Here is a 20,256-nt window from a genome sequence, read left to right on the forward strand (position 1 = left end):
TAATCAGGCGTCCAGCGCCGAGGACAGATCGGCCAACAGGTCGTCCACGTCCTCGATTCCGACTGACAGTCGGATGAGAGAATCGTGCAATCCGGCGGCGTGACGTTCGGCTGCCGGAATGGATGCGTGGGTCATGGTAGCCGGGTGATTCAACAGGCTCTCTACGCCACCCAGGCTCTCAGCCAACGTGAATATCTGCGTTGAGGACATGACACGCGTTGCCGCCTCTATGCTGTCATCCTTCAGCAGGAACGATACCATCCCCCCGAACTTGCACATCTGACGCGCCGCGATCTCGTGCCCGGGATGACCGGAAAGGCCGGGGTAGTACACCGTTTCCACCTTGTCGTGGGCCTGCAACCACTCGGCAATCCGTTCAGCGTTGGCGCAGTGCCGTTCCATCCGGAGATGCAGGGTCTTGGTCCCCCTGAGCGTCAGGAAACAGTCCATGGGTCCCGGGGCCGCACCGGTACTCTTGACGATGAACCGGAGACGATCCGCCCATTCGTCATCGTTCGTACACACGGCGCCACCAATGACATCGCTGTGCCCGCCCAGATACTTGGTCGTCGAATGCAGCACCATGTCGGCACCCAAAGCAAGCGGAACCTGAAGGACCGGCGTAGCAAACGTATTGTCCACCACGGTCACGATGCCCCGCTCCTTCGCAAGGGCCGTCAGCGCGGCTATGTCCACGACACGCAGCAGCGGGTTGGTCGGCGTCTCAATCCAGAGCAACTTCGTTTCCGGCGTGAGCGCGGCCTTGACGATCTCCAGGTCCGTCATGTCAATGAACGCCGACGTAATCCCGAACGGACCGAACACTTGCCTCATGAGGCGGTAGGTGCCGCCGTAGAGGTCATTCGAAGCCACCACATGGTCCCCGGGACGCATCCACTTCATGACCGCGTCGGTAGCCGCGACGCCCGACGCGAAACAGATACCGTGCCGGGCCCCCTCCAATGACGCCAGGTTGCCCTCCAGGGCACTCCGCGTGGGGTTCGTCACGCGGGCATACTCATGACCCTTGTGGACACCCGGGGCGCTCTGGGCGTACGTGGAGGTCTGGTAGATGGGCGTCATGACGGCACCGGTCGAGGGATCCGGAGCTTGTCCGCCATGCACGGCGCGCGTACCGATACCAAGACCGGCAGCTTCTTCGGGAGTCAGGGGGAGTTCGCGGGACATGCGGTTGGAAGGAGGCTGGAGAAAAAAAGGAGGCGTGATCAGTAGAGCCGGAACAGGAAAAAGGAAGCGGGCCCGGTCCAACATGGACCGGGCCCGCACCGGGACGTGTCACCACGCCCTCATCAGGACAGGCCGCAGCTGAGCACCATGTGGGTCAGCATGCAACGGCCTCAATTGCCGGAATCATCATAGCCGGCACAGGCCGAAATGGCTTGAGCCTTGTCGGTCTCATTCACCTGGACGTAGGCCTGGAAGAGGGCCATGCAAACCGGCTGGGCATCTTCGCCAGCCGACTCGAACAGTTCCTTGGCTTTTTCCAGGGGTGCGACCGCCGAGCCGAAGAGTTCACGACGCGTATCGACCAGCGCATTGATCTGGGCCTCGCGTGCCGCGACCTCTGACGAGGACAGATCGGCCCGCTCGGCGCGCAGGGCATCGTCCAGAGCCGACACTTCCTCGTTCACATCGACGGCCTTGTTGATAAAGACCGCACCCAGGTTGTAGTAGGCGTTCGCATACTCCGGATTGATTTCAATGGCCTTCTCAAGCTGCTCGATGGCCTCATCGTACCGCTCCATCTGCGTCAGGAGGGTGCCGTAATTGTAGCGGAACAACTCGTTTTCCGGATCGCGGGCAACGGCCGATGTGTACCGGTCCATGGCCTTGTCAATCTGGCCTGTAAGCTGGTAGACGTTCAACAGATCCGTCTGGATATCCACGTTGTCCGGGTACATGCTGGCCGCGCGTTCCAAGAGGGCCACGGCATCGTCCATCCGATCGCCCGACTGGTAGAGGGTCGCCAGGAAGCGGTAGGAGTCCGGCTCCGTATCGCCCTTTTCAATGGCCATCTCGAAGGGCTCCATGGCCTTTTCCGGCTGGCTGGCGTTCATCCAGGCGTACGCTTCATTTACGTAGGCACCGGAAGAGTCAGGCTGGATGGAGCCGGCGTTGTTGAAGTACAGTGCCGCCACCGGGAACTCGGCGTCGTCGTTGCGGCCCCGGTTGAAGGCCTGGATGCCGCGCTGGAATTCACTCGCATAGGCAAAGCGGAGCGCACGGGTGACTTCAGGCTCCAGTGCCGGATCGTACTCGAGCGCCTTCTCGTAGGCATCGATCATCTCGAGGATCATGCGGGTATGCTCTGCCGGATCTTCCGTGGCGAATGCCTGTTCAGAAAGGACCTGGCCTTTGAGCTGGTACGCTTCGGCATTGGCCGGATTGTTGCTGATGGCGGTCTCCAGGTTCTGGAGGGCCCGGTCGTAATCCTTGTTGCGGAGGTCGAGCTTGGCACCCTCCACATTCGGATCGCTGGAACAGCCATCGGCTCCAGCCAGGACGAAAAAGGCGATCAGCAGGCCGTAAATAATGTTGGTGCGCTTCATAAGTCGGGTATATATCAGGGTTTTCCGATGAAAACAGGCGGTGAAAGGTACTGTTCCACTTTCCTGCATACAACAGTTAATAGATAGTTCTCACATGGCCTCCGGTTCCGATTCCGCGCTTTCCATCCCCCCACAATTGCTTCAGGGCCTGTTCGATTATGCGGGTCTGTTCCCGCCGGCCGCCCTTGCCATGGATGCCGCCGTGGCTGAGTATGTAGCCCACAAGACCGGACCCGAGGCCTGGCTGGTGGGTCCGTTCGTGGTGCCCGCCGCCCGACTGCAGGAAATGGAAGATGCGTTCGCCACGCACGCACCCACCGCTGCTCCCGAGCCGGCTGCCGCGGTGGGCATCACGCTGCTCCCCCGTTCGGCCGATACGCTCCAGGAAGACCTCCATGCCTTCATGTCGCTCGTCCATCGGGCGTCCACTCCATTCCGTCTCGCCGCTGTCGAATTCCGTCTGCCACCCCATGCGCTGCAGGATCGGACGTCCATCGACGCCGTGCTGGATTCCGCAGCCGCGGCTGTCCTGGGTGTAAAGGCTTCCCGTTCGGACGTACCGATGCCGGTCTATATCGAGCTGCCCCGTCCCTTCACGTCGGCGCAGTTGGCAACGTACATGGGGGGGCTGTCCTCCCGGACAGCCCCCCCATCCTTCCGCGCCAAGATCCGGTGCGGCGGTGACTCCATCGCGGCGTATCCGTCGGCTGGGGAACTGGCCGGGTTCATCGACGCAGCCCATCGGGCCGGTATCGCATTCAAGGCCACCGCCGGCCTGCATCATCCGTTTCCCGTGCCCGATACGGCCACCGGGGCGACCATGCACGGCTTCATCAACGTATTCACGGCGTCCGTGCTTCATGCCGTCCACGTGTTGCCGCTGGCCACGCTGGAGGAACTCCTGACCGAAACCGACCGGGATGCGTTTTCCCTGTCCGCGTCGCATATTGGTTGGCGCTCCTGGCAGGCCTCGGCCGCCGACGTCCACCGCGTCCGTCGCACCTTTGCCATGGGCATAGGCAGTTGCAGCATTTCCGAACCTGTAGAAGATCTTTCATCACTGGGCTACTCCATTTCATGACCTCTTTCATACCCGTCCCGTCCGATCACGATTTTCCCATCCAGAACCTGCCCTACGGCGTTTTCCGGGCAACGCCCGCCGAACCCGCCCGCGTGGGCGTGGCCATCGGGGATTACATCCTCGACTTGACGACGCTGGAAGAGGCCGCCTGGCTCCAGTCCCGCAGCGGAGCGTCCTTCTTCCGTGCCGGCTCATTGAATGCCTTCATGGCGGCCGGACGGGATGAGTGGCGGCATATCCGGACCCAGATCCAGGCCCTCTTGTCCGCCGACGAGCCGCGACTCCGGGACAACGAGGCCATGCGGCGGCGGGTGTTTTTCGAGCAGGGCGCGGTCACCATGGAATTGCCGGCGCTGGTCGGTGACTACACGGATTTCTACTCCTCCCGGGAACACGCCACGAACGTCGGCACCATGTTCCGCGGTAAGGAAAACGCCCTCATGCCGAACTGGACCCACCTTCCGGTGGGATACCACGGCCGGTCCAGTTCACTGCTTGTGTCCGGTCGACCCGTTCGTCGTCCATCCGGCCAGACCAAGCCCGGGGAGGACGGCCAGCCCGGCTTCGGCCCGACCCGCCTTTTGGATTTCGAATTGGAGATGGGCTTCTTCGTGGGCCCGGGGAATGCGCTCGGACACCCTATTCCCATTGCGGACACGCCCGAACACATTTTCGGCATGGTCCTCGTGAATGATTGGAGTGCACGCGATATCCAGGCTTGGGAGTATGTACCGCTCGGACCGTTCCTGGGAAAGAATTTTGCTACGACACTGTCGCCATGGGTGGTTCCGATGGATGCGCTGGAGCCGTTCCGCGTATCGGGTCCGACGCAGGATCCCGCACCGCTCCCCTATCTGACCTCGACGGGCCCGTGGTCCTATGATATCCAGTTGGAGGTCGGCATCCGAACCCCGGGAGCCCAGCAACCGGATGTGGTCTGTCGGTCCAACTTCCGCTATCTGTACTGGAACGTGTGTCAGCAGTTGGCGCATCACACGGTGAATGGATGCAATGCCCGCCCGGGGGACCTCATGGCATCGGGTACCATTTCGGGGCCGGAACCGGAAAACTTCGGCTCCATGCTGGAACTCAGCTGGCGGGGGGAACGCCCGATTTCCCTGGCGGACGGCACGTCCCGTACGTTCCTGGAGGACGGAGATTCGGTCGTCATGCGGGGATGGGCGCAGGGAGACGGCTATCGGATCGGGTTCGGAAAGGCCGAAGGTACCGTCCTGTCTGCCGTCCCGTCACCCTGAACCACTCATTCTGTCAGTCCGGGCCGAAAAAATGGCAGAAATGCGGGATTGGCACGCGCGTTGTAATGACGTGGGTGAACCTGTTCATCCAAACTGATTACTGCCATGACACAGATTGTACGCTTTTCCCCGCGCCATGACCTGAATCGCCTGCAGCGCGATTTTGACCGCATGTTCTCCGGCTTCTTCCCGGGCTACGACGAGGACGAAACACCCGTATCCTGGACTCCCCACCTGGATGTGACCGAGACCAACGAGGCTTACATCCTGGAAATGGACGTTCCCGGCCTGTCCCGTGAGGATATCCAGATCAATCTCCAGGACGGCGTGCTGACCATTTCCGGGGAACGCCAGTCCCGTGAGCTGCAGGAGAACGACAGTGTGGTCCGCGTGGAGCGCCACGTGGGGCGCTTCTTCCGCTCGTTTTCCATGCCCAAGCAGGTCAATGAGAAGAAGATCGAGGCCCGGCACGAAAACGGCGTGCTTACGGTGACCTTGCCGAAGCTGGAAGACAGCAAGCCACGCAAGATCAAGATTTCCTGACCAAAGACACTGGAGCCCGGGATTCCACGCAAAAGGGGGCGCCGCGAGCGGCGCCCCCTTTCTATTGCCTGGTCCGATTGTCACGAAGCCTTCCAGGAGGCTCCGATCGGGTTCGGAAGACGGATATGCACCGCCGTTCCTTCGCCCGGAACCGACTCCATCCAGATGCGACCACCGTGGGCCTCGGCCACTGCACGGGCAATGGCCAGCCCCAGCCCGGTGCCGGCATCGGTCCCGGATTTCCGCGTGCGCGCGTCCGTTCCCCGATAGTACCGATCGAAAACCCGCTCCACCTCATCGGGTGCAAGCCCGGGGCCGTCATCCCGAATGGTGATGACCAGGGCGTGTTCATCGGTGCCGACAGCAATCTGCACGGATGTCCGGGCAAATGCGACGGCATTGGACAGCACGTTTGTCAGCATTCGGAGCAGACGACTCCCGTCCCCTTGGACCATGGGCCACACTTCCGGCGGCCGGATGACCACGCGAACTCCATCAGGCGTCCGCACGGCGACCGTTTCCACGGCATCCGACACCAACTCTCCCAGTGGAACCGGCTCTGAGACAAGTCGGGATCCGGATTGCTCCAGGACCGCCAATTCGAACAGATCGTCCACGAGGCTGCGGATGCGGCGGACCTGGCGCTCGGCTCCTTCCACCGCCATGGAGGCGTCCGCATGGCGGCCTTCCGCTTCGAATCGGACCGCTTCCTCCAACCACGCCTGAACCGCGGCCAACGGGGTCCGCAGGTCATGACCCACGTTGGCCACGAGTTCCTGCCGCAGTTGGTGCGCCGACTGCATGGCCGTGATGTTCCGCTGGATATCATCCGCCATCCGGTTCACAGCAGTGGCTACCAAGGCGATTTCGTGGGTCCCTTGGACGTCCACCCGGACGCCGTAATCCCCCTTCCCGATTTCCGATACCCGAGTAGCAATCCGGCGCAGTGGTGCCACCAACCACCAGGTTACTCCACCACCGGTCAGCAACGCCAGGATGACCGCCAGAACGGCCACCAGACGAAGGGATTCCCTCGCCGCCTGATTGGCACCCGAGAGTTCCCACGCCATGGACTGCCGGAGGGGTTGGACGAGCAGCGCACCCACGGGAAAACCGACCGCGTCATACAGGGGAGCCACGGCGTATCCACCGGGCAGGCCATTATCCGTCGCATCCACCACCAAGCCGGAGAACAACGCCTGGGCGTCGGGGACCTCAGGCGTGCCTGTCGTATCCACCCGAACTTCCGGGAAGGCGGTCGGATCGGCATGGATGACATGCCGTACCTCCCCATCCAGATCGAGAATGGCCACAGGATCCGGAAAGCGGAGGGCCAGGTCGGCCAGCAGCGCACCGGCCACGTGCAACCGCCCGTCCTGGATGGAGGAACGCCGTTCAATTTCCTCGGCCACCGCATCCAGCCGCGATTCTATGGACGTGACGGCGAGTTCACGACTGCGCTCGGTGGCAAACCGTACCGTCAGGCCGATAGCCACGGCAGCAACCGTGAGTTCGGCAATCACCAGGATGGCCACAATCCGCCAGAACAGGGTATTGCCAAGGGAGCGCGCGCTCACGATGCCCCTTCCGGGTCGAACTTGTAGCCGACCCCCCAGACCGTCCGGATGAATCGCGGGGCACCCGGATTGGACTCGATCTTGGCCCGGAGTCGCTGGACGTGGGAATCCACGGTCCGGTCGTACCCCTCGTACTGGATGTCCCATACGGCATCCAGCAATTGCATCCGCGTGAACGGACGCTCGGGGTGGCGTGCCAGATACAGCAGCAAATCGTACTCAAGGACCGTGAGCACGACTTCTTCTCCGTCCATCGTAACACGGCGACGGGGCGGATCCATCCTCAGGGGCCCGAATTCCAGCGGGCGCTCGTCGGCGCCGCTGTCGGCCGCCACCTCGTCGAGCAATCGGAGCCGACGCAGGGCAGCCCGCACCCGGGCCACGAGTTCGGAAAGACTGAACGGTTTGGTGACGTAATCGTCCGCGCCGACCTCCAATCCAACCACCCGGTCCATTTCGTCCGACCGTGCAGTCAACATCATGATGTACAGCACCGGGTGTGCGGCCCGCAGTCGCCTGCAGACTTCCAGTCCGTCCAGTTCAGGCAGCATGATGTCCAGCAGGACGACATCCGGCACGGACGCCTCGACGGCTTTGAGGGCCAGGGGTCCCGTTCCGACGGTCCGTACCGCGTAACCGGATTCCGAAAGGCGACGCTCCACCAGCCCCGCCAGTTCCTCGTCGTCCTCCACCAGTAGAATGGATGCCATGCGTCTGCGGTCGGGTTTGGCGTGCTTGGGGTTGCGTTGCTCCGGGTTGCCAGCCTGTATTATACATACTTTCGTGACAACTGAAGGAGGTGCGTGCAGTAGAATGTCTTGACCATCTTACCCGGAACCTGTCCATCCATGACTTCGCGGAATCCATACTGCCCCACCCGGTGTGCCAGCCTGTTGGTTGTCAGCCTGATGCTGCTGTTCCCGAGCGCCTTGCATGCCCAAAAGACAGCAGAAGGAGTGGTCCGGGACTGGCTGGCTGTCCAGCAGTCTGCGTTGTCCGGTGTTGAACGAATCACGCTCCGGGCCGACATGGCACTGTCCCTGACGTCCGGACAGACCACCCGGCGCATTGAGAGCCGAACGCTGCTGTCGTTCGAGCCCGGGGACACGCCGGACCGGACCCTGGAGTGGCTGTCAGTGGACGGCACCCGGATGCCACCCGAAAGCAGTGACCGGTACGATGCCCGCATGCGGGCCCTGCTGGGTGACGGGCCGGAAGGTGAAATGGTCATAGGCAACCAGGCCATCGGCGCATTATTGCCGGGAATGCTCATCCGCAATCTCCGATTGGCGCAACGTATTGAAACGCGCGAGCGGGGCGGCGAGGCGTACGACGTTGTCACAGGTCGGCTGGAGCGCCCGGGGCCACCTCCGGGACCACTCCCAGGGCGCATGCAGGGTCGTCGCAGGCCCCCGCCACCCCTCTCCGCCACACCACCCCGCCATGTGGTGACACTCTGGTTCAGTCAGGCGTCCGGACGGCTGGCATTCGTGGAACATCGCATAGCCATGCCGCGTGGGCAGGGCCTGCTGGTCCGCACGCGCCTGGAACGCCATGGTGGTCTCGACATTCCGGTCGCGCGGACCATCGAAGGGGACATCCCGAGCATCCGGCGCTTGCGGACGGTGACCCTCCGCCTGGACCATCAGATCACGTTCCGGGATCACGAACTGACCCTCATTGAATAATGCGATTCGATGTCTTGATGGACGTGCTCGGAACCGAGCTGGGAAAGCCGTTGCCGGGCCGGGAGGCCCAGTTGGACATGGCGCCGCTGGATCGGTTGGAGCACCTGGCTGCCGACGCGTCGGACCGTCCATACCGCGATGCCGCCGTCCTGGCCCTGCTCTATCCGGACGCATGTGGCATGACCCATCTTCTGCTGACTGTACGGCCCGATGGCATGAAACAGCACGCCGGCCAGGTCGCCTTGCCCGGAGGTCGCCGCGAGGCCGGCGAGTCCCTGACCGACACGGTGTTGCGCGAAACCCACGAAGAGGTTCTCATTCCGCCGGATCGTATTGCCCTGCTGGGCATGTTGACGCCGCTCCACGTCATTCCGTCGAAATTCAATGTGCACCCGTATGTCGGATACATCACGGAAGCGCCTGATTTGAGCGTGCGGACCGACGAGGTGGCCCATCTGTTCGGTGTGCCTCCCGTGGACCTGGTCCGGCCGGAACGACGTAAGTCCCGTCGCCAACGCATTGGCCAACAGGAACGCGAGGTCCCGTACTTCGACCTGGAAGGCCACGTCGTGTGGGGCGCGACCGCCATGATGCTTGCCGAATTCGCCGCCGTGCTTCAGGCCGCGCTGCCCACCCCCAACTGACGAAGGGCGTCCACCACCAGCTCCCGGGCCCCGGCTTCCGTAGGCGCCTCCGCGTACACACGCAGCACGGGTTCGGTCCCGGACGGCCGGATGAGCAACCAACCGTGGTCCATACGGTGCTTGTACCCATCCAGGTCTGCGACCGAACGCACAGGGGCTCCTGCGATTTCCCGCAGCCCGCCCTCCTTCTGCAGTACGTCCAGAATCCGCTCCTTTCCACTCGCCGTGGTATGGGCGTCCACACGCCAGTAGGCATGCGGCCCGAAGCGCCGGAACAGATCGTCGACGAGCGCACTCAGCGACTTCCCGCGTACCGCCATCATTTCCAGGACCAGCATCCCGATGAAAATGCCATCCCGCTCGGGAATATGTCCCTTCACCGCCATTCCACCGGATTCCTCCCCTCCCACCAGCACATGCCCTTCCAGGATCTTTTCCCCGATATACTTGAATCCGATGGCCGTCGTCTCGACCGGCAAGCCCAAGGCGGCCCCCATCTTGTCCAGCATGTCGGTGGTGGAAAAGGTCTTCACGATGGTCCCCGACGCGCCGCGGTCCGTGTGCAGGTAGTCCACGAGCAGGGCCAATATGCGATGCGAGTCGACGAAATTCCCGCGCTCATCGAACATGCCGATCCGGTCAGCATCCCCGTCATTCGCAATACCGGCCGATGCGCCGTGCGATACGACCATGCCCGGGAGCTCAGCCAGGTTCTTCTCGATGGGCTCCGGTGCAACACCTCCGAAGGACGGGTTCACGGTTGAGCGATGCTCCACCACGTGCTCCTGACCCAGCAGGGCGGAATACAATCCCATTCCCGAGCCATGCATGGCGTCATGCACAATGGTGAGGCCTGCCGCCCGGATGCGATCCAGATCAATCCTCTCCCGCACGTAGGCACAGTAAGCCGCCGTGAAGTCCCGCGTCGTGATGGCCTCCGACGCCGGGTAGGACTGCTCACGCCACGGCGCAAGACGGGCTTCCACGGCCTTCACCATGGACGGCAGCGCCGATCCTCCGAAGTGGCCCTTGATCTTGTATCCGTTGTATTCGGGCGGGTTGTGGCTGGCCGTGATCACGACGCCGGCCGCGGCGCCGATATCCTGGACGGCCCAACTCGCAACGGGAGTCGCCGTTATCCCTTCCGACACAATGACCTGCAACCCCTGGGACGCCAGTACCCGGGCCGTATGATCGGCGAACATCCGCCCCCCGAAGCGGGCATCGTAGCCCAGCACGATGACCGGATTGGAGGGATAGGTCTCGACGACCCAGGCTGCCGTCGCCAGCGCAACCCGCTCCAGGTTGTCCATGGTGTAGCCGTCTGCGATGATGGCCCGCCACCCATCCGTTCCGAAAGCGATTTCGTGTCGATCTGCCATACTACCGTTCGGGGGATTACAGTTTGAGGAGTTCACGAGCGCTCGCGCGCGCCGCTTCCGTCACGGTACTTCCGGACAGCAAGGCGGCTATTTCGTGGATGCGGGCGGCTTCGTCCAGACGGGTAATGCGCGTCCGCGTGACGTCCCCGTCGGTTTCTTTCGCCACCCGATACTGGGATCGTCCGGCTGCCGCAACCTGCGGCAAGTGGGTGATGGCCAGGATCTGAAGGGATTCTCCGAGGGAGGCCATGCAATCAGCCACCTTTTGTGCCGTCGCTCCCGATATGCCCGTATCAATCTCGTCGAAAATGAGGATGGGCAGTTGGTCGGTCCGGGCCAGGATGGACTTCATGGCCAACATGATCCGCGAGATTTCACCGCCAGAGGCCACCCGGGCCAGCGGCATGATGTCCATGCCCGGATTCGTGGATATCAGGAAGCCCCCCCGGTCCACACCCCGGGCACCGGCCGTGAATGTGGTCCCGTTCTCCGATCGGATCCAACCAACCGGATCGACGTCCTGGACCAATTCAACGCGGAACCGACTTTCCGGCATGCCGAGCCGACCCAACTCTTCCACAATCAACGATTCAATACCGTCCGCAGCTTTTCTGCGCAGGCCGGATAACCGCCAGGCCTGGGCGGACAATCGGTCCGTGACCTCGTGGAAGGCATCATCCAACTGCCTCAACGCACCGTCCACATCGCTGGCCATGGCAAAGCGCTCACCGATTTCCTGGCGATGCAACAGCACCGCATCGAGCGTGCCTCCATACTTCCGCTTCAGGCGGTCCAGGTCGATGGAACGCACCCGGATGGCCTCCAGCCTGTCCGGATTGAATTCGATGCGCGAGTTGTAATCCTGCAGGAACGCCGCCGCTTCAGCGACTGAAATCTGCGCCGAGGCGATTTCCTGGCGAATATCATTGAACGCAGGGTCAATGCGTGTCAAATCCGACAGCTGGTTCCTTGCCTGCACCAGGAGGTCATTGATGGCCGTGTCGGAGTCGTACATCAACTCGGACAATTGATTGGTGGCCTCGAACAGGCGCTCTGCATTCTCCAGCACACGACGCTCGGCCTCCATGGCGTCTTCCTCGCCTTCCACCGGAGCCACTGCGTCAATTTCGTCGATCTGGAAGGACAGCAAATCCTTCTCCCGGCCCAACGCATGCTTCTCGGACTGGAGACGGGCTCGGCGGTCGGCGATGTCGCGGGCTTCGGCCAGCAACCCTCTGTACGCCGCCACCTCGTTGTCCAGATTGCCGAACGCATCCACGAGCGGGATGTGGCGCTCCGTCCGAAGCAATGACTGATGCTCATGCTGGCCGTGCAGGTCCACCAGCTCGGAGGCGACATCCTTCAACAAGGTCACGGTTACCGGCGTGTCATTGATGAACGCGCGACTCTGTGAGCCGGACACTTCCCGCCGGAGGATGAGTTCCGGGAGGACTTCAATGTCATTTTCCTCCAGCACCCCTGCCACAATCCGGCCGGTCGAACCCTCGGCAGCGAGTTCAAAGGTGCCCTCAATGACGGCCTTGCGTGCACCGGGGCGGACCACGTCGGTCGAAGCGCGATCCCCGAGGATCAACTTGAGCGCGCCGACCAGGATGGACTTCCCCGCCCCCGTCTCACCGGTAATGCAATTCAGACCGGGGCCGAACTCGACGTCAAGCGCCTCGATGAGTGCAAAATCCCGGATATGAAGCGTTCGGAGCAAGGATGGACCGACGTTGAGTCAGGAAAAACAGGAGCTCAAGCCGCGCCGTGGCAGTGCTTGTATTTCTTGCCACTTCCACACGGGCACGGATCGTTACGACCCACTTTGTCGTCCACCGTAACCGGCTCGGCCTTGGCCGTAGGGTCGGCCTCGGCGGCCGCACGTCTCCCGTCACCACCGGCGCCCACGCCGTAGGTGGGCGACATGGACTCGTGGGTCGTACGGGAACGACGCGGATCCAACCGACGCGGCCGCGCGCCCGCAGCACCCGCTCCCTGCTGCTGATTGACCAGGGGACCGGACCGGAAAATGAAGGAGACCATGTCCCGGTTGATGGTATCAATCATCTCCGTAAACAGACCGTAGGCCTCCATCTTGTATTCGATGAGCGGATCGCGTTGACCATAGGCGCGCAGGCCGATGCCCTCCTTCACCTCATCCAGGTTCCGGAGATGCTCTGTCCAATGCGCATCGATGAAGCTGAGCATGGCCACGCGTTCGAGTGCATCATTGACTTCCTGCCCTTCCGATTCGATGGCATCCTCAATCCGGACCACGGCCCTGAGCGCCTTGCGTCCATCGGTGAAGTCCACGTAGACCTTCTCCGGTTTCTGCTCCCGGTCGCTCTCCTGCAACTGTTTCATGCTCTCATGGAACGGCCGGGCGAGGGCATTGCGCTTCCGGTTGTAGAACGCCAGCGCATCGTCATAGACCCGATCCGTTACCCCGTCCTCTCCCAGCTTGTGGAACAGTTCGCGATCCATTTCCACATCGAGCGCGAGCAGACGCAGCAGGTCCGCACGCATTTCATCCAGGTTGCCCTCACCGTGGTGCTGCTTTACGAGGTCTTCCACCATCCCGCGGAGCATGTCCATGATATCCCCGGCCAGCCGTTGTCCACGCAATGCGTGTACGCGGCGGTCATAGATGACCTTTCGTTGGGAATCCAGCACGTCATCGTACTCAAGCTGGCGCTTCCGGATGGCGTAATTGTTCTGCTCCACCTTCCCCTGCGCGCGTTCAATGCTCTTGTTGACCCAAGGGTGGGTGATGACAGCCCCTTCTTCCAGGTTCAACCGGTCCATGACCTTGGCCACACGATCGGAACTGAACAGGCGCATGAGATTGTCCTCAAGCGAAATGTAGAACTGGCTCTCGCCGGGATCGCCCTGACGGCCGGCCCGACCACGGAGCTGGAGGTCAATCCGCCTACTGTCGTGCCGCTCGGTGCCAATGATGGCCAAACCTCCGATTTCCCGGACACCCTCGCCGAGCTTGATATCGGTACCGCGACCGGCCATGTTGGTGGCAATGGTCACACCGCCTTTCTGACCGGCCTCTGCCACAATCAGGGACTCGGCCTTGGCCCGGTCCCGCTTGGCGTTCAACACGTTGTGCTTGATGCCCGCACGGGTGAGCATGCGGCTGTACATCTCCGAGGCCTCAACGCTGGTTGTACCGACCAAGACAGGCTGACCGCGGTCATGGTATTCCTGGATCTTCTCGATGACGGCATTCACCTTCTCCCGTTTGGTCCGCAGGACCAGATCGTCCAGGTCGCGACGCGCCACCGGCTTGTTGGTGGGGACGACCACGACCTCCATCTTGTAGGTCTTGAAGAACTCCTCGGATTCGGTCTCGGCCGTACCTGTCATGCCGGCCAGCTTGTGGTACAGCCGGAAATAGTTCTGGAGGGTGACCGTGGCGTAGGTCTGTGTAGCCGCCTGGATCTTCACACCCTCCTTGGCCTCAATAGCCTGGTGGAGACCATCCGAATAGCGGCGACCGGACAGCACGCGGCCCGTATGCTCATCCACGATCTGGATTTTGCCGTCCTGGACAATGTATTCGGTGTCCTTCTCGAACAGGATGTAGGCCTTCAACAACTGCTCAATGGCGTGCAGCCGCGACGCCGCCTCGGCATACCGGTTGTACAGCTCCCGTTTGAAGTCCGCCAGTTTGTTGCGCAGGATGCTTATGTCGTTGGCGAGCTTGTTTTCCTTCTTCTCCTCGCTGAGCGCTTCGTCCGACTGTATATCACTGACGAGCGTTTTCTGCTCCGTTTCCATTTCCTTCTCGGCCTTGGCGACTTCCTCGCCCAGATCCGGAAGGATGAACAGGTTCTCATCCTTGCCGGCCGCAGAGCCGATGTACTGACGACCCTTGTCGCTCATTTCTATGGCCCGCTGCTTCTCGTCATAGGAGAAGTACAGCTCCTGATCGACGAACGGCATCTTCTTGGCGTTGTCCTGCAGGTAGAAATACTCCGTCTTCTGACGGAGCTGCTCGACCCCGGGCTCCTGAAGGAGTTTGCGGAATTTCTTGTTCCGCGGGTAGCCCCGATGGGCGCGGAGCAGCGCGAGGCCGGCTTCACTCTCGTGTTCGGAGGCCTTCTTGTTGTCGCCGGCTTCAACCGCCTTGTCGCGCTCCGCCAGAAGACGTTCGGCGTCGGCCACGAATCCGGCCACCAGCTTCTGCTGGGAATAGACCAGCCGTTCGACCGACGGCTTGAACTCCTGGAATTGCGTTTCGTCGGACTCCGGCACCGGGCCGGATATAATGAGCGGCGTACGGGCCTCATCAATCAGGACCGAGTCCACTTCGTCAACCACGGCAAAATGGTGCTTGCGCTGCTGGAGATGCTCCGGATCGTTCACGAACGAGTTGTCACGGAGGTAATCGAACCCGAATTCGTTGTTCGTACCGTACGTGACATCGGCTTGGTAGGCTGCTTTCCGCTGCTCCGTGTGGGGCTCATACTTGTCGATGACGTCGACCGTCAGGCCGAGGTATTCATAGACGGGGCCCATCCACTCGGCGTCGCGTTCGGCCAGGTACGGGTTGACCGTCACCAAATGCACGCCCTGACCCGCGAGTGCATTCAAATAGACCGGAGCGACGGCAACCAGGGTCTTGCCCTCCCCCGTCTTCATTTCAGAGATGTTGCCCTCGTGGATGGCAATACCGCCCAGCAACTGAACGTCGTAGGGGACCATGTCCCAGGTGACGGTCCGACCACCCGCCTCCCACTGACGACCCAGCATGCGACGACACGCATCCTTGGCCACCGCGAATGCCTCCGGAAGCAACGCGTCGAGCGTCGAATCGAGCGTAGAGTACCACTCCTTTTCCAGCACATCGAGCTCATCGTACAGATCAAGCCGATCGTTCAGCGTGAGCGTGTGCGACTCACCGGCCTCGTCTGTATTGCGGCCCGCCTTCAACTGCCGGTTGATCTCGGCCATATCGGCCTCGATTTCGGCAAGCGTTTCCCGGATCCGACCCCGGAATTCCTCCGTTTTGGCCTGCAGTTGCTCATCGGTGAGCGTTTGCAGCTTTTCATATTCCTCATTTATGCGGTGAACCATCGGCCAGAGACGCTTGACTGAGCGTTCCTGACTGTCGCCGAAAAATTTCTTGAGCAGATTGAGCATGGAGCAAGGGTCTGTAAGGGTTGCCGTCGGAGGAGAGGCCCCCGGCATCCCGGTAACACGCGATCCGATTGGCGGTCGTTCCCGTTGGGGCCCATATTCGTCGAGCCTTCCACATCGGAGCGTCGTCAGGCTGCGATATACCGTCCCGCGGGTAGTTCCCCGCACGGGTCGCGCGGATAGTTTTCGGGTTGAATCGTTGAACCCGACTCCAACACACCATGCATTGCATCCGCTACACGCTTTTCGCACTCTTCCTGCTGTCCGGTTTCGTCACCTCTGCCTCGTTCGGCCAGATCAGCATTGACAGGGCCCACGCCGAGGGACAACTGGGACAGACCTTCACTCCGATATCCGTCCAGGCCTCCTCGGGCCAGTCGGTGGCCATCCAGGCGCTCGCTGCACAAATCGGAGCCGGCCAGACGTGGGACTTCACGGCACTCTCATTCGATGCGCCCGCGGCGAACCCCGTTGAACAGGAGTTCATTGCGTTGCCCGATGCGACATTGCTGGGTGCCGGGGATCCGCGGATTGCGAACGCAACGCATGCTGTCCGCAGCATTGATCCGGCCAAGCCCAACGACGTTTCCATCGTGTACTCGAGTTTCGATGCCGACGGACACCGGACCTACGGAACCATGGCACGGGTCGACGGCGCGACCAACGACCTGCTGTATGACCAAGGGTTGTTTGACTATCCGTTTCCCCTGGAGTTCGGGGCAACCTGGACCGGCTCCACGTCCTACATCCAGTCGACGGGAGGCTTCAATACGGCCGTTTCCATCACAAAAGACGGCACCGCGAACGGATGGGGAACGCTGCAGACGCCCCAGGGCACCGTCGACGCGCTCCGATACGAAACCGAGTTGACGACGACGGTGACCGTTTTGGGCTTCCCCACCGCTACAAGCTCCCGACTCATCTTCTTCGTCTCCCGGACGGGCATTTCGGCCGGCATCACCATCACCTCGACGGTCCAGGGCGATGTCATCACCGCATCGTACCAGTATGACGGGTACGGTGAAGGTGGCGGCGGCAACCCGACAGATCCGCCTGCGACGGCACCGGCAGGACTGTCTCCGGCCACGGCGGCCACGGGCGTATCCACCAGTCCCACGCTGTCCTGGGGGACCGTGGATGGCGCGACAGCCTACGACCTGCAGGTGGCGGTAGGCGGCTTCACCAAGTCCGGCTCACAGCCCATCGTGATTGAACAGACCGGGCTCACGACGACCTCCTTTGACGTCACGGGGCTGGAGTTTGCCACCGAATACCTGTGGCGGGTCCGCGCCACCAATGAAGGGGGTGCCGGTGCATGGACGGATGCCGCCACGTTCACAACGGAAGCCGCCCCTCTTGTGCCCCCCGGCGCGGTGGCGTTGACGTCTCCGGCTGATCTGGCGACCGATGTCAGCCCGGTCAATCCTTCACTGACATGGAATGCCGCCGCCAATGCCGCCACCTATGACGTCCAACTGGCGACGGACGCAGCGTTCACGCTGTTGATCGTGAACGAGACGGGGGTTGCAGGTACATCGGTCAATGCTCCCCTCCTGGCGTACAGCACCACCTACCACTGGCGCGTCCGTGGCGTGAATGCCGACGGCAACGGGGATTGGACGACGGCTTCGTTCACGACCGAGGCGGAGGTGGTCCCTCCGACGCTCCCGGGTACGGTCACCTTGACCGCACCGGCCAATGCAACCACCGGTGTGGCGCTCGCTCCCACGCTGACGTGGGTCGCTGCCGCGGATGCGGCCAGCTACGAGGTCCAGGTGGCTACCGATGCCGCGTTCACAACGCTGACCACCGATCAGACCGGCGTACCCGGGACTTCATTGGCGCTGTCCGGCCTGGCCTACAACACCACCTACCACTGGCGTGTCCGTGGTGTGAATACCGACGGAGCGGGCGCGTGGACGTCCGCCTCGTTCACGACCGAAGCGGAGGTGGTCATTGTGCTTCCCGGCGCGGTCTCCCTGGTGTCTCCGGCAGATGCCGTGCTCGACGTTGAGACCGACGTTACCCTGACGTGGACGTCCGCCCCGAATGCCCTCACGCACGACGTACAGGTCGCCACGGATGCGTCGTTCTCAGGTACGCTGATTGCGGATGAAACCGGCCTGACCGGCGCGGAACTGGCCCTCTCCGGACTCGCGCTGAACACCGCCCATTTCTGGCGCGTCCGCGGGGTCAACGCCGATGGCACCGGTGAATGGACCGCCGCGTCGTTCACCACGGTCACCGGCGTAGCCACGGAATCGGCCGACGGGGCCATTCCCGGTTCCTTCCGTCTCGCTGCCGCGTATCCCAATCCCTTCAACCCGCAGACCACCCTTCAATTCGACCTCCCACAGAGCAGTCACGTCACGTTGTCTGTTTGGGACCTGTCAGGACGCGAGGTAGCCCGGCTCCTTTCTGGACCGATGGCCGCCGGGAGCTACACGCATCGTTGGAATGCAGCCCATCTGAACAGCGGTGTCTACATGATCCGTCTGGTTGCCGACACGGACATCACGACGCGTACGGTAACGTTGCTCAAATAGCCTTCCGTGCAGAACTCCATGGCGGCGGTCCGGTAGAAGCGGACATCCAACCGGGTGTCCGCCCGACTACCAGACCGCCGCCATGCGATTGCTGATCCTGTTCCTCTTTCTTTTCGTGGTGCCGCAAGCCGCGCGGGCACAGGTGGAATCGTCAGCCTACCCGGTGGTCCAGCTGGACGCATCGGCCCGCTCGGCGGCCCTGGGAGGCAACGCTCCGGCGTTGGTCGATGTTGGGCCCGGAAGCATCTTTTCCAACCCCGCCCTGGTCACGCCCGACATGCATGGTGCAGCGGAGCTGTCGTACCTGAATCATGTTTCGGACCTTTCCGCCGGCTGGTTGAGCTACGCCCGGAACGTGGAAGGAATCGGAACGGCGGCCGTCGGACTCCGGTACCTCTCGTTTGGTGAAATGGACCGGTTGGACGCATCCGGCAATGCCGACGGCACGTTCGGTGCATCGGACCTGGGGCTCACGGTGGCCCTGTCGCGTCCGCTGGCCCTCGTCGGCGCCCCGTGGATGAGCCGGATCCGGTACGGCGGGGCCCTGTCGTGGCTGAATCAGCGGATTGATACCGAAGGTGCCCAGGCGCTTACCATGGACCTGGGCGCGGTCTATCACGACGCCGAGCGCCGGTTCACGGCGGGTATGGTGGTGCAGCACCTCGGATTGCGCCTGTCCTCCCTGGGCAGTCGTGCCGATCGGCTGCCGACGGACGTGCGGGTGGGTCTGGCGAAACGCCTGAATCATCTCCCTGTACTGTTCTCGGTAACGGCCTACCGGCTGCACGCCTTGGATGGAGGACCCGACGGTGCGTCGGTCCTGGCTCATGCCCTGTACCATGCCGTGCTGGCTGCGGAATTCCAGTTCTCAGAGAGTTTCCGGCTCCGCTTCGGCTACAACCACCGCCGTCATGATGAGCTCAAGGTCAAGGCCAGGCTGGATTTCGCGGGGGTATCGACCGGCGTCGGCATCAAAATCCGCAATGTGGGCGTGGACTACGCGTACAATTCCTGGTCCAGCCTGGGCGGATTGCATCGGATTTCGGTCAAGACGGCCCTGTTTTAGAAGGCTGTTGCACAGATCGCCACGTCACGGCTCGCTCGGCAGCCCCTTCGTGGCCTCCATGTACGTAATCCGCGCCATGGCATCACCGTTTTCCTGCACGAATCGCGCCACGTTGTGCGGGGCGGCCTTGGCGTAGTCCCGCAGGGCCCAGCCGATCGCTTTCCGGATGAACGGATCCGTATCGCCCAGACATGCCCGGCAATACCGGAACAGGCGGGCTTCGTCCGTATCCGTCCGGTGCATGACCTGACTGATGATGGCGGACCGGCGGATCCAGCGGTTCTCATCCTCGATCCAGTCATCCAGCAGGGTCGAAACCACGTCCCGCTCATGCCGGAGCACGGAACCTACAAGCCGGATGGCCACATCATCCACGAAATCCCACCAGGCTCCGTCCCGGATGAGGAATTCGTACAGCGGCAGGGCCTCACTGGTAATGAAGAGCCGGAACGTACGCGCAAATTGGACGGCCAGATATTTTTCTTCCCGGTGCGTCTGCGACCACAGCAACCGGACCAGGTCCTCGTACTCCGCATGTGATGAGGGACGGAAATGCCATTTGACGGCACGGGCAATATGCTCCCGGCCCGGCTTCTGCACCCCATGGAACGGCATGGTCGTTTTCATGTATCGCGCCATCTGCTCCGCCTTTTCCGGGTCGGCAGCGGCGGCCAGTTCACGACGCACGAAACGGAGTACGTCCTCTGGCGAGTACATGTGGGGAATGTCGATCGGTCCGGGCATTTCGG

General features: G+C 62.3%; 15 protein-coding genes. 7 read left to right on the plus strand and 8 right to left on the minus strand.

The window, feature by feature from the left end; translation table 11 throughout:
* Positions 1 to 3 precede the first annotated feature (3 nt).
* Complete coding sequence (locus RIE53_11415) at positions 4 to 1,188, minus strand: cystathionine gamma-synthase (protein MEQ9105290.1); 1,185 nt, start codon at positions 1,186 to 1,188, stop codon at positions 4 to 6.
* 170 nt (positions 1,189 to 1,358) lie between these two features.
* Positions 1,359 to 2,570: a tetratricopeptide repeat protein gene (locus tag RIE53_11420; protein MEQ9105291.1), complete on the minus strand. Its 1,212-nt coding sequence runs from the start codon at positions 2,568 to 2,570 to the stop codon at positions 1,359 to 1,361.
* Positions 2,571 to 2,664: 94 nt separating this feature from the next.
* On the opposite strand from RIE53_11420, the gene RIE53_11425 reads away from it, so the two are divergent.
* The 3 genes from RIE53_11425 to RIE53_11435 all read left to right on the plus strand — a co-directional run bounded on the left by RIE53_11425 (position 2,665) and on the right by RIE53_11435 (position 5,450).
* Positions 2,665 to 3,651 carry a hypothetical protein gene (locus RIE53_11425; protein MEQ9105292.1) on the plus strand — a complete coding sequence of 329 codons (987 nt, stop codon included), beginning with the start codon at positions 2,665 to 2,667 and terminating at the stop codon, positions 3,649 to 3,651.
* Positions 3,648 to 4,907 (plus strand): fumarylacetoacetase, encoded by a 1,260-nt coding sequence (gene fahA, locus RIE53_11430; GenBank protein ID MEQ9105293.1) that lies wholly within the window; start codon positions 3,648 to 3,650, stop codon positions 4,905 to 4,907. Before RIE53_11425 ends, fahA begins: the two co-directional genes overlap by 4 nt.
* Before the next feature lie 105 nt (positions 4,908 to 5,012).
* Positions 5,013 to 5,450, plus strand: a complete 438-nt coding sequence (locus RIE53_11435; GenBank protein ID MEQ9105294.1) for an Hsp20/alpha crystallin family protein — start codon at positions 5,013 to 5,015, stop codon at positions 5,448 to 5,450.
* An 80-nt stretch (positions 5,451 to 5,530) separates the two neighbouring features.
* Here RIE53_11435 and RIE53_11440 read toward each other — a convergent pair whose 3' ends face one another.
* Together RIE53_11440 and RIE53_11445 are read right to left on the minus strand one after the other, a co-directional pair.
* Entirely contained in the window at positions 5,531 to 7,027 is a 1,497-nt protein-coding gene (locus RIE53_11440) for a HAMP domain-containing sensor histidine kinase (GenBank protein ID MEQ9105295.1), read from the minus strand.
* Positions 7,024 to 7,737, minus strand: a complete 714-nt coding sequence (locus RIE53_11445) for a response regulator transcription factor (protein MEQ9105296.1) — start codon at positions 7,735 to 7,737, stop codon at positions 7,024 to 7,026. Before RIE53_11445 ends, RIE53_11440 begins: the two co-directional genes overlap by 4 nt.
* A gap of 138 nt (positions 7,738 to 7,875) precedes the next feature.
* Between RIE53_11445 and RIE53_11450 the strand changes: the two genes are divergently transcribed.
* Complete coding sequence (locus RIE53_11450; GenBank protein ID MEQ9105297.1) at positions 7,876 to 8,715, plus strand: hypothetical protein; 840 nt, start codon at positions 7,876 to 7,878, stop codon at positions 8,713 to 8,715.
* Positions 8,715 to 9,359 (plus strand): CoA pyrophosphatase, encoded by a 645-nt coding sequence (locus tag RIE53_11455; protein MEQ9105298.1) that lies wholly within the window; start codon positions 8,715 to 8,717, stop codon positions 9,357 to 9,359. Before RIE53_11450 ends, RIE53_11455 begins: the two co-directional genes overlap by 1 nt.
* Here RIE53_11455 and RIE53_11460 read toward each other — a convergent pair.
* The 3 genes from RIE53_11460 to secA are packed head-to-tail and all read right to left on the minus strand — an operon-like array spanning position 9,332 to position 15,898.
* Entirely contained in the window at positions 9,332 to 10,741 is a 1,410-nt protein-coding gene (locus tag RIE53_11460; protein ID MEQ9105299.1) for a phosphoglucomutase/phosphomannomutase family protein, read from the minus strand. The two genes, RIE53_11455 and RIE53_11460, sit on opposite strands and share 28 nt — an antisense overlap.
* 16 nt (positions 10,742 to 10,757) lie before the next feature.
* Complete coding sequence (recN, locus tag RIE53_11465) at positions 10,758 to 12,464, minus strand: DNA repair protein RecN (protein ID MEQ9105300.1); 1,707 nt, start codon at positions 12,462 to 12,464, stop codon at positions 10,758 to 10,760.
* A 35-nt stretch (positions 12,465 to 12,499) separates the two neighbouring features.
* A complete protein-coding gene (secA, locus tag RIE53_11470; protein MEQ9105301.1) occupies positions 12,500 to 15,898 on the minus strand; it encodes a preprotein translocase subunit SecA in 3,399 nt (1,132 codons plus the stop codon).
* 218 nt (positions 15,899 to 16,116) lie between these two features.
* Here secA and RIE53_11475 point away from each other — a divergent pair, with 218 nt between their 5' ends.
* Positions 16,117 to 18,441 carry a T9SS type A sorting domain-containing protein gene (locus tag RIE53_11475; GenBank protein MEQ9105302.1) on the plus strand — a complete coding sequence of 775 codons (2,325 nt, stop codon included), beginning with the start codon at positions 16,117 to 16,119 and terminating at the stop codon, positions 18,439 to 18,441.
* An 82-nt stretch (positions 18,442 to 18,523) separates the two neighbouring features.
* Positions 18,524 to 19,507 carry a type IX secretion system protein PorQ gene (gene porQ / locus RIE53_11480; protein MEQ9105303.1) on the plus strand — a complete coding sequence of 328 codons (984 nt, stop codon included), beginning with the start codon at positions 18,524 to 18,526 and terminating at the stop codon, positions 19,505 to 19,507.
* Between the two features lie 24 nt (positions 19,508 to 19,531).
* Here the strand turns inward: porQ and RIE53_11485 are convergent, their stop codons facing one another.
* Positions 19,532 to 20,251, minus strand: coding sequence for a DNA alkylation repair protein (locus tag RIE53_11485; GenBank protein MEQ9105304.1), 720 nt, complete (start codon positions 20,249 to 20,251; stop codon positions 19,532 to 19,534).
* Positions 20,252 to 20,256: the final 5 nt, after the last annotated feature.

The sequence above is a fragment of the Rhodothermales bacterium genome (genome assembly GCA_040221055.1).
Classification (GTDB): domain Bacteria; phylum Bacteroidota; class Rhodothermia; order Rhodothermales; family UBA10348; genus 1-14-0-65-60-17.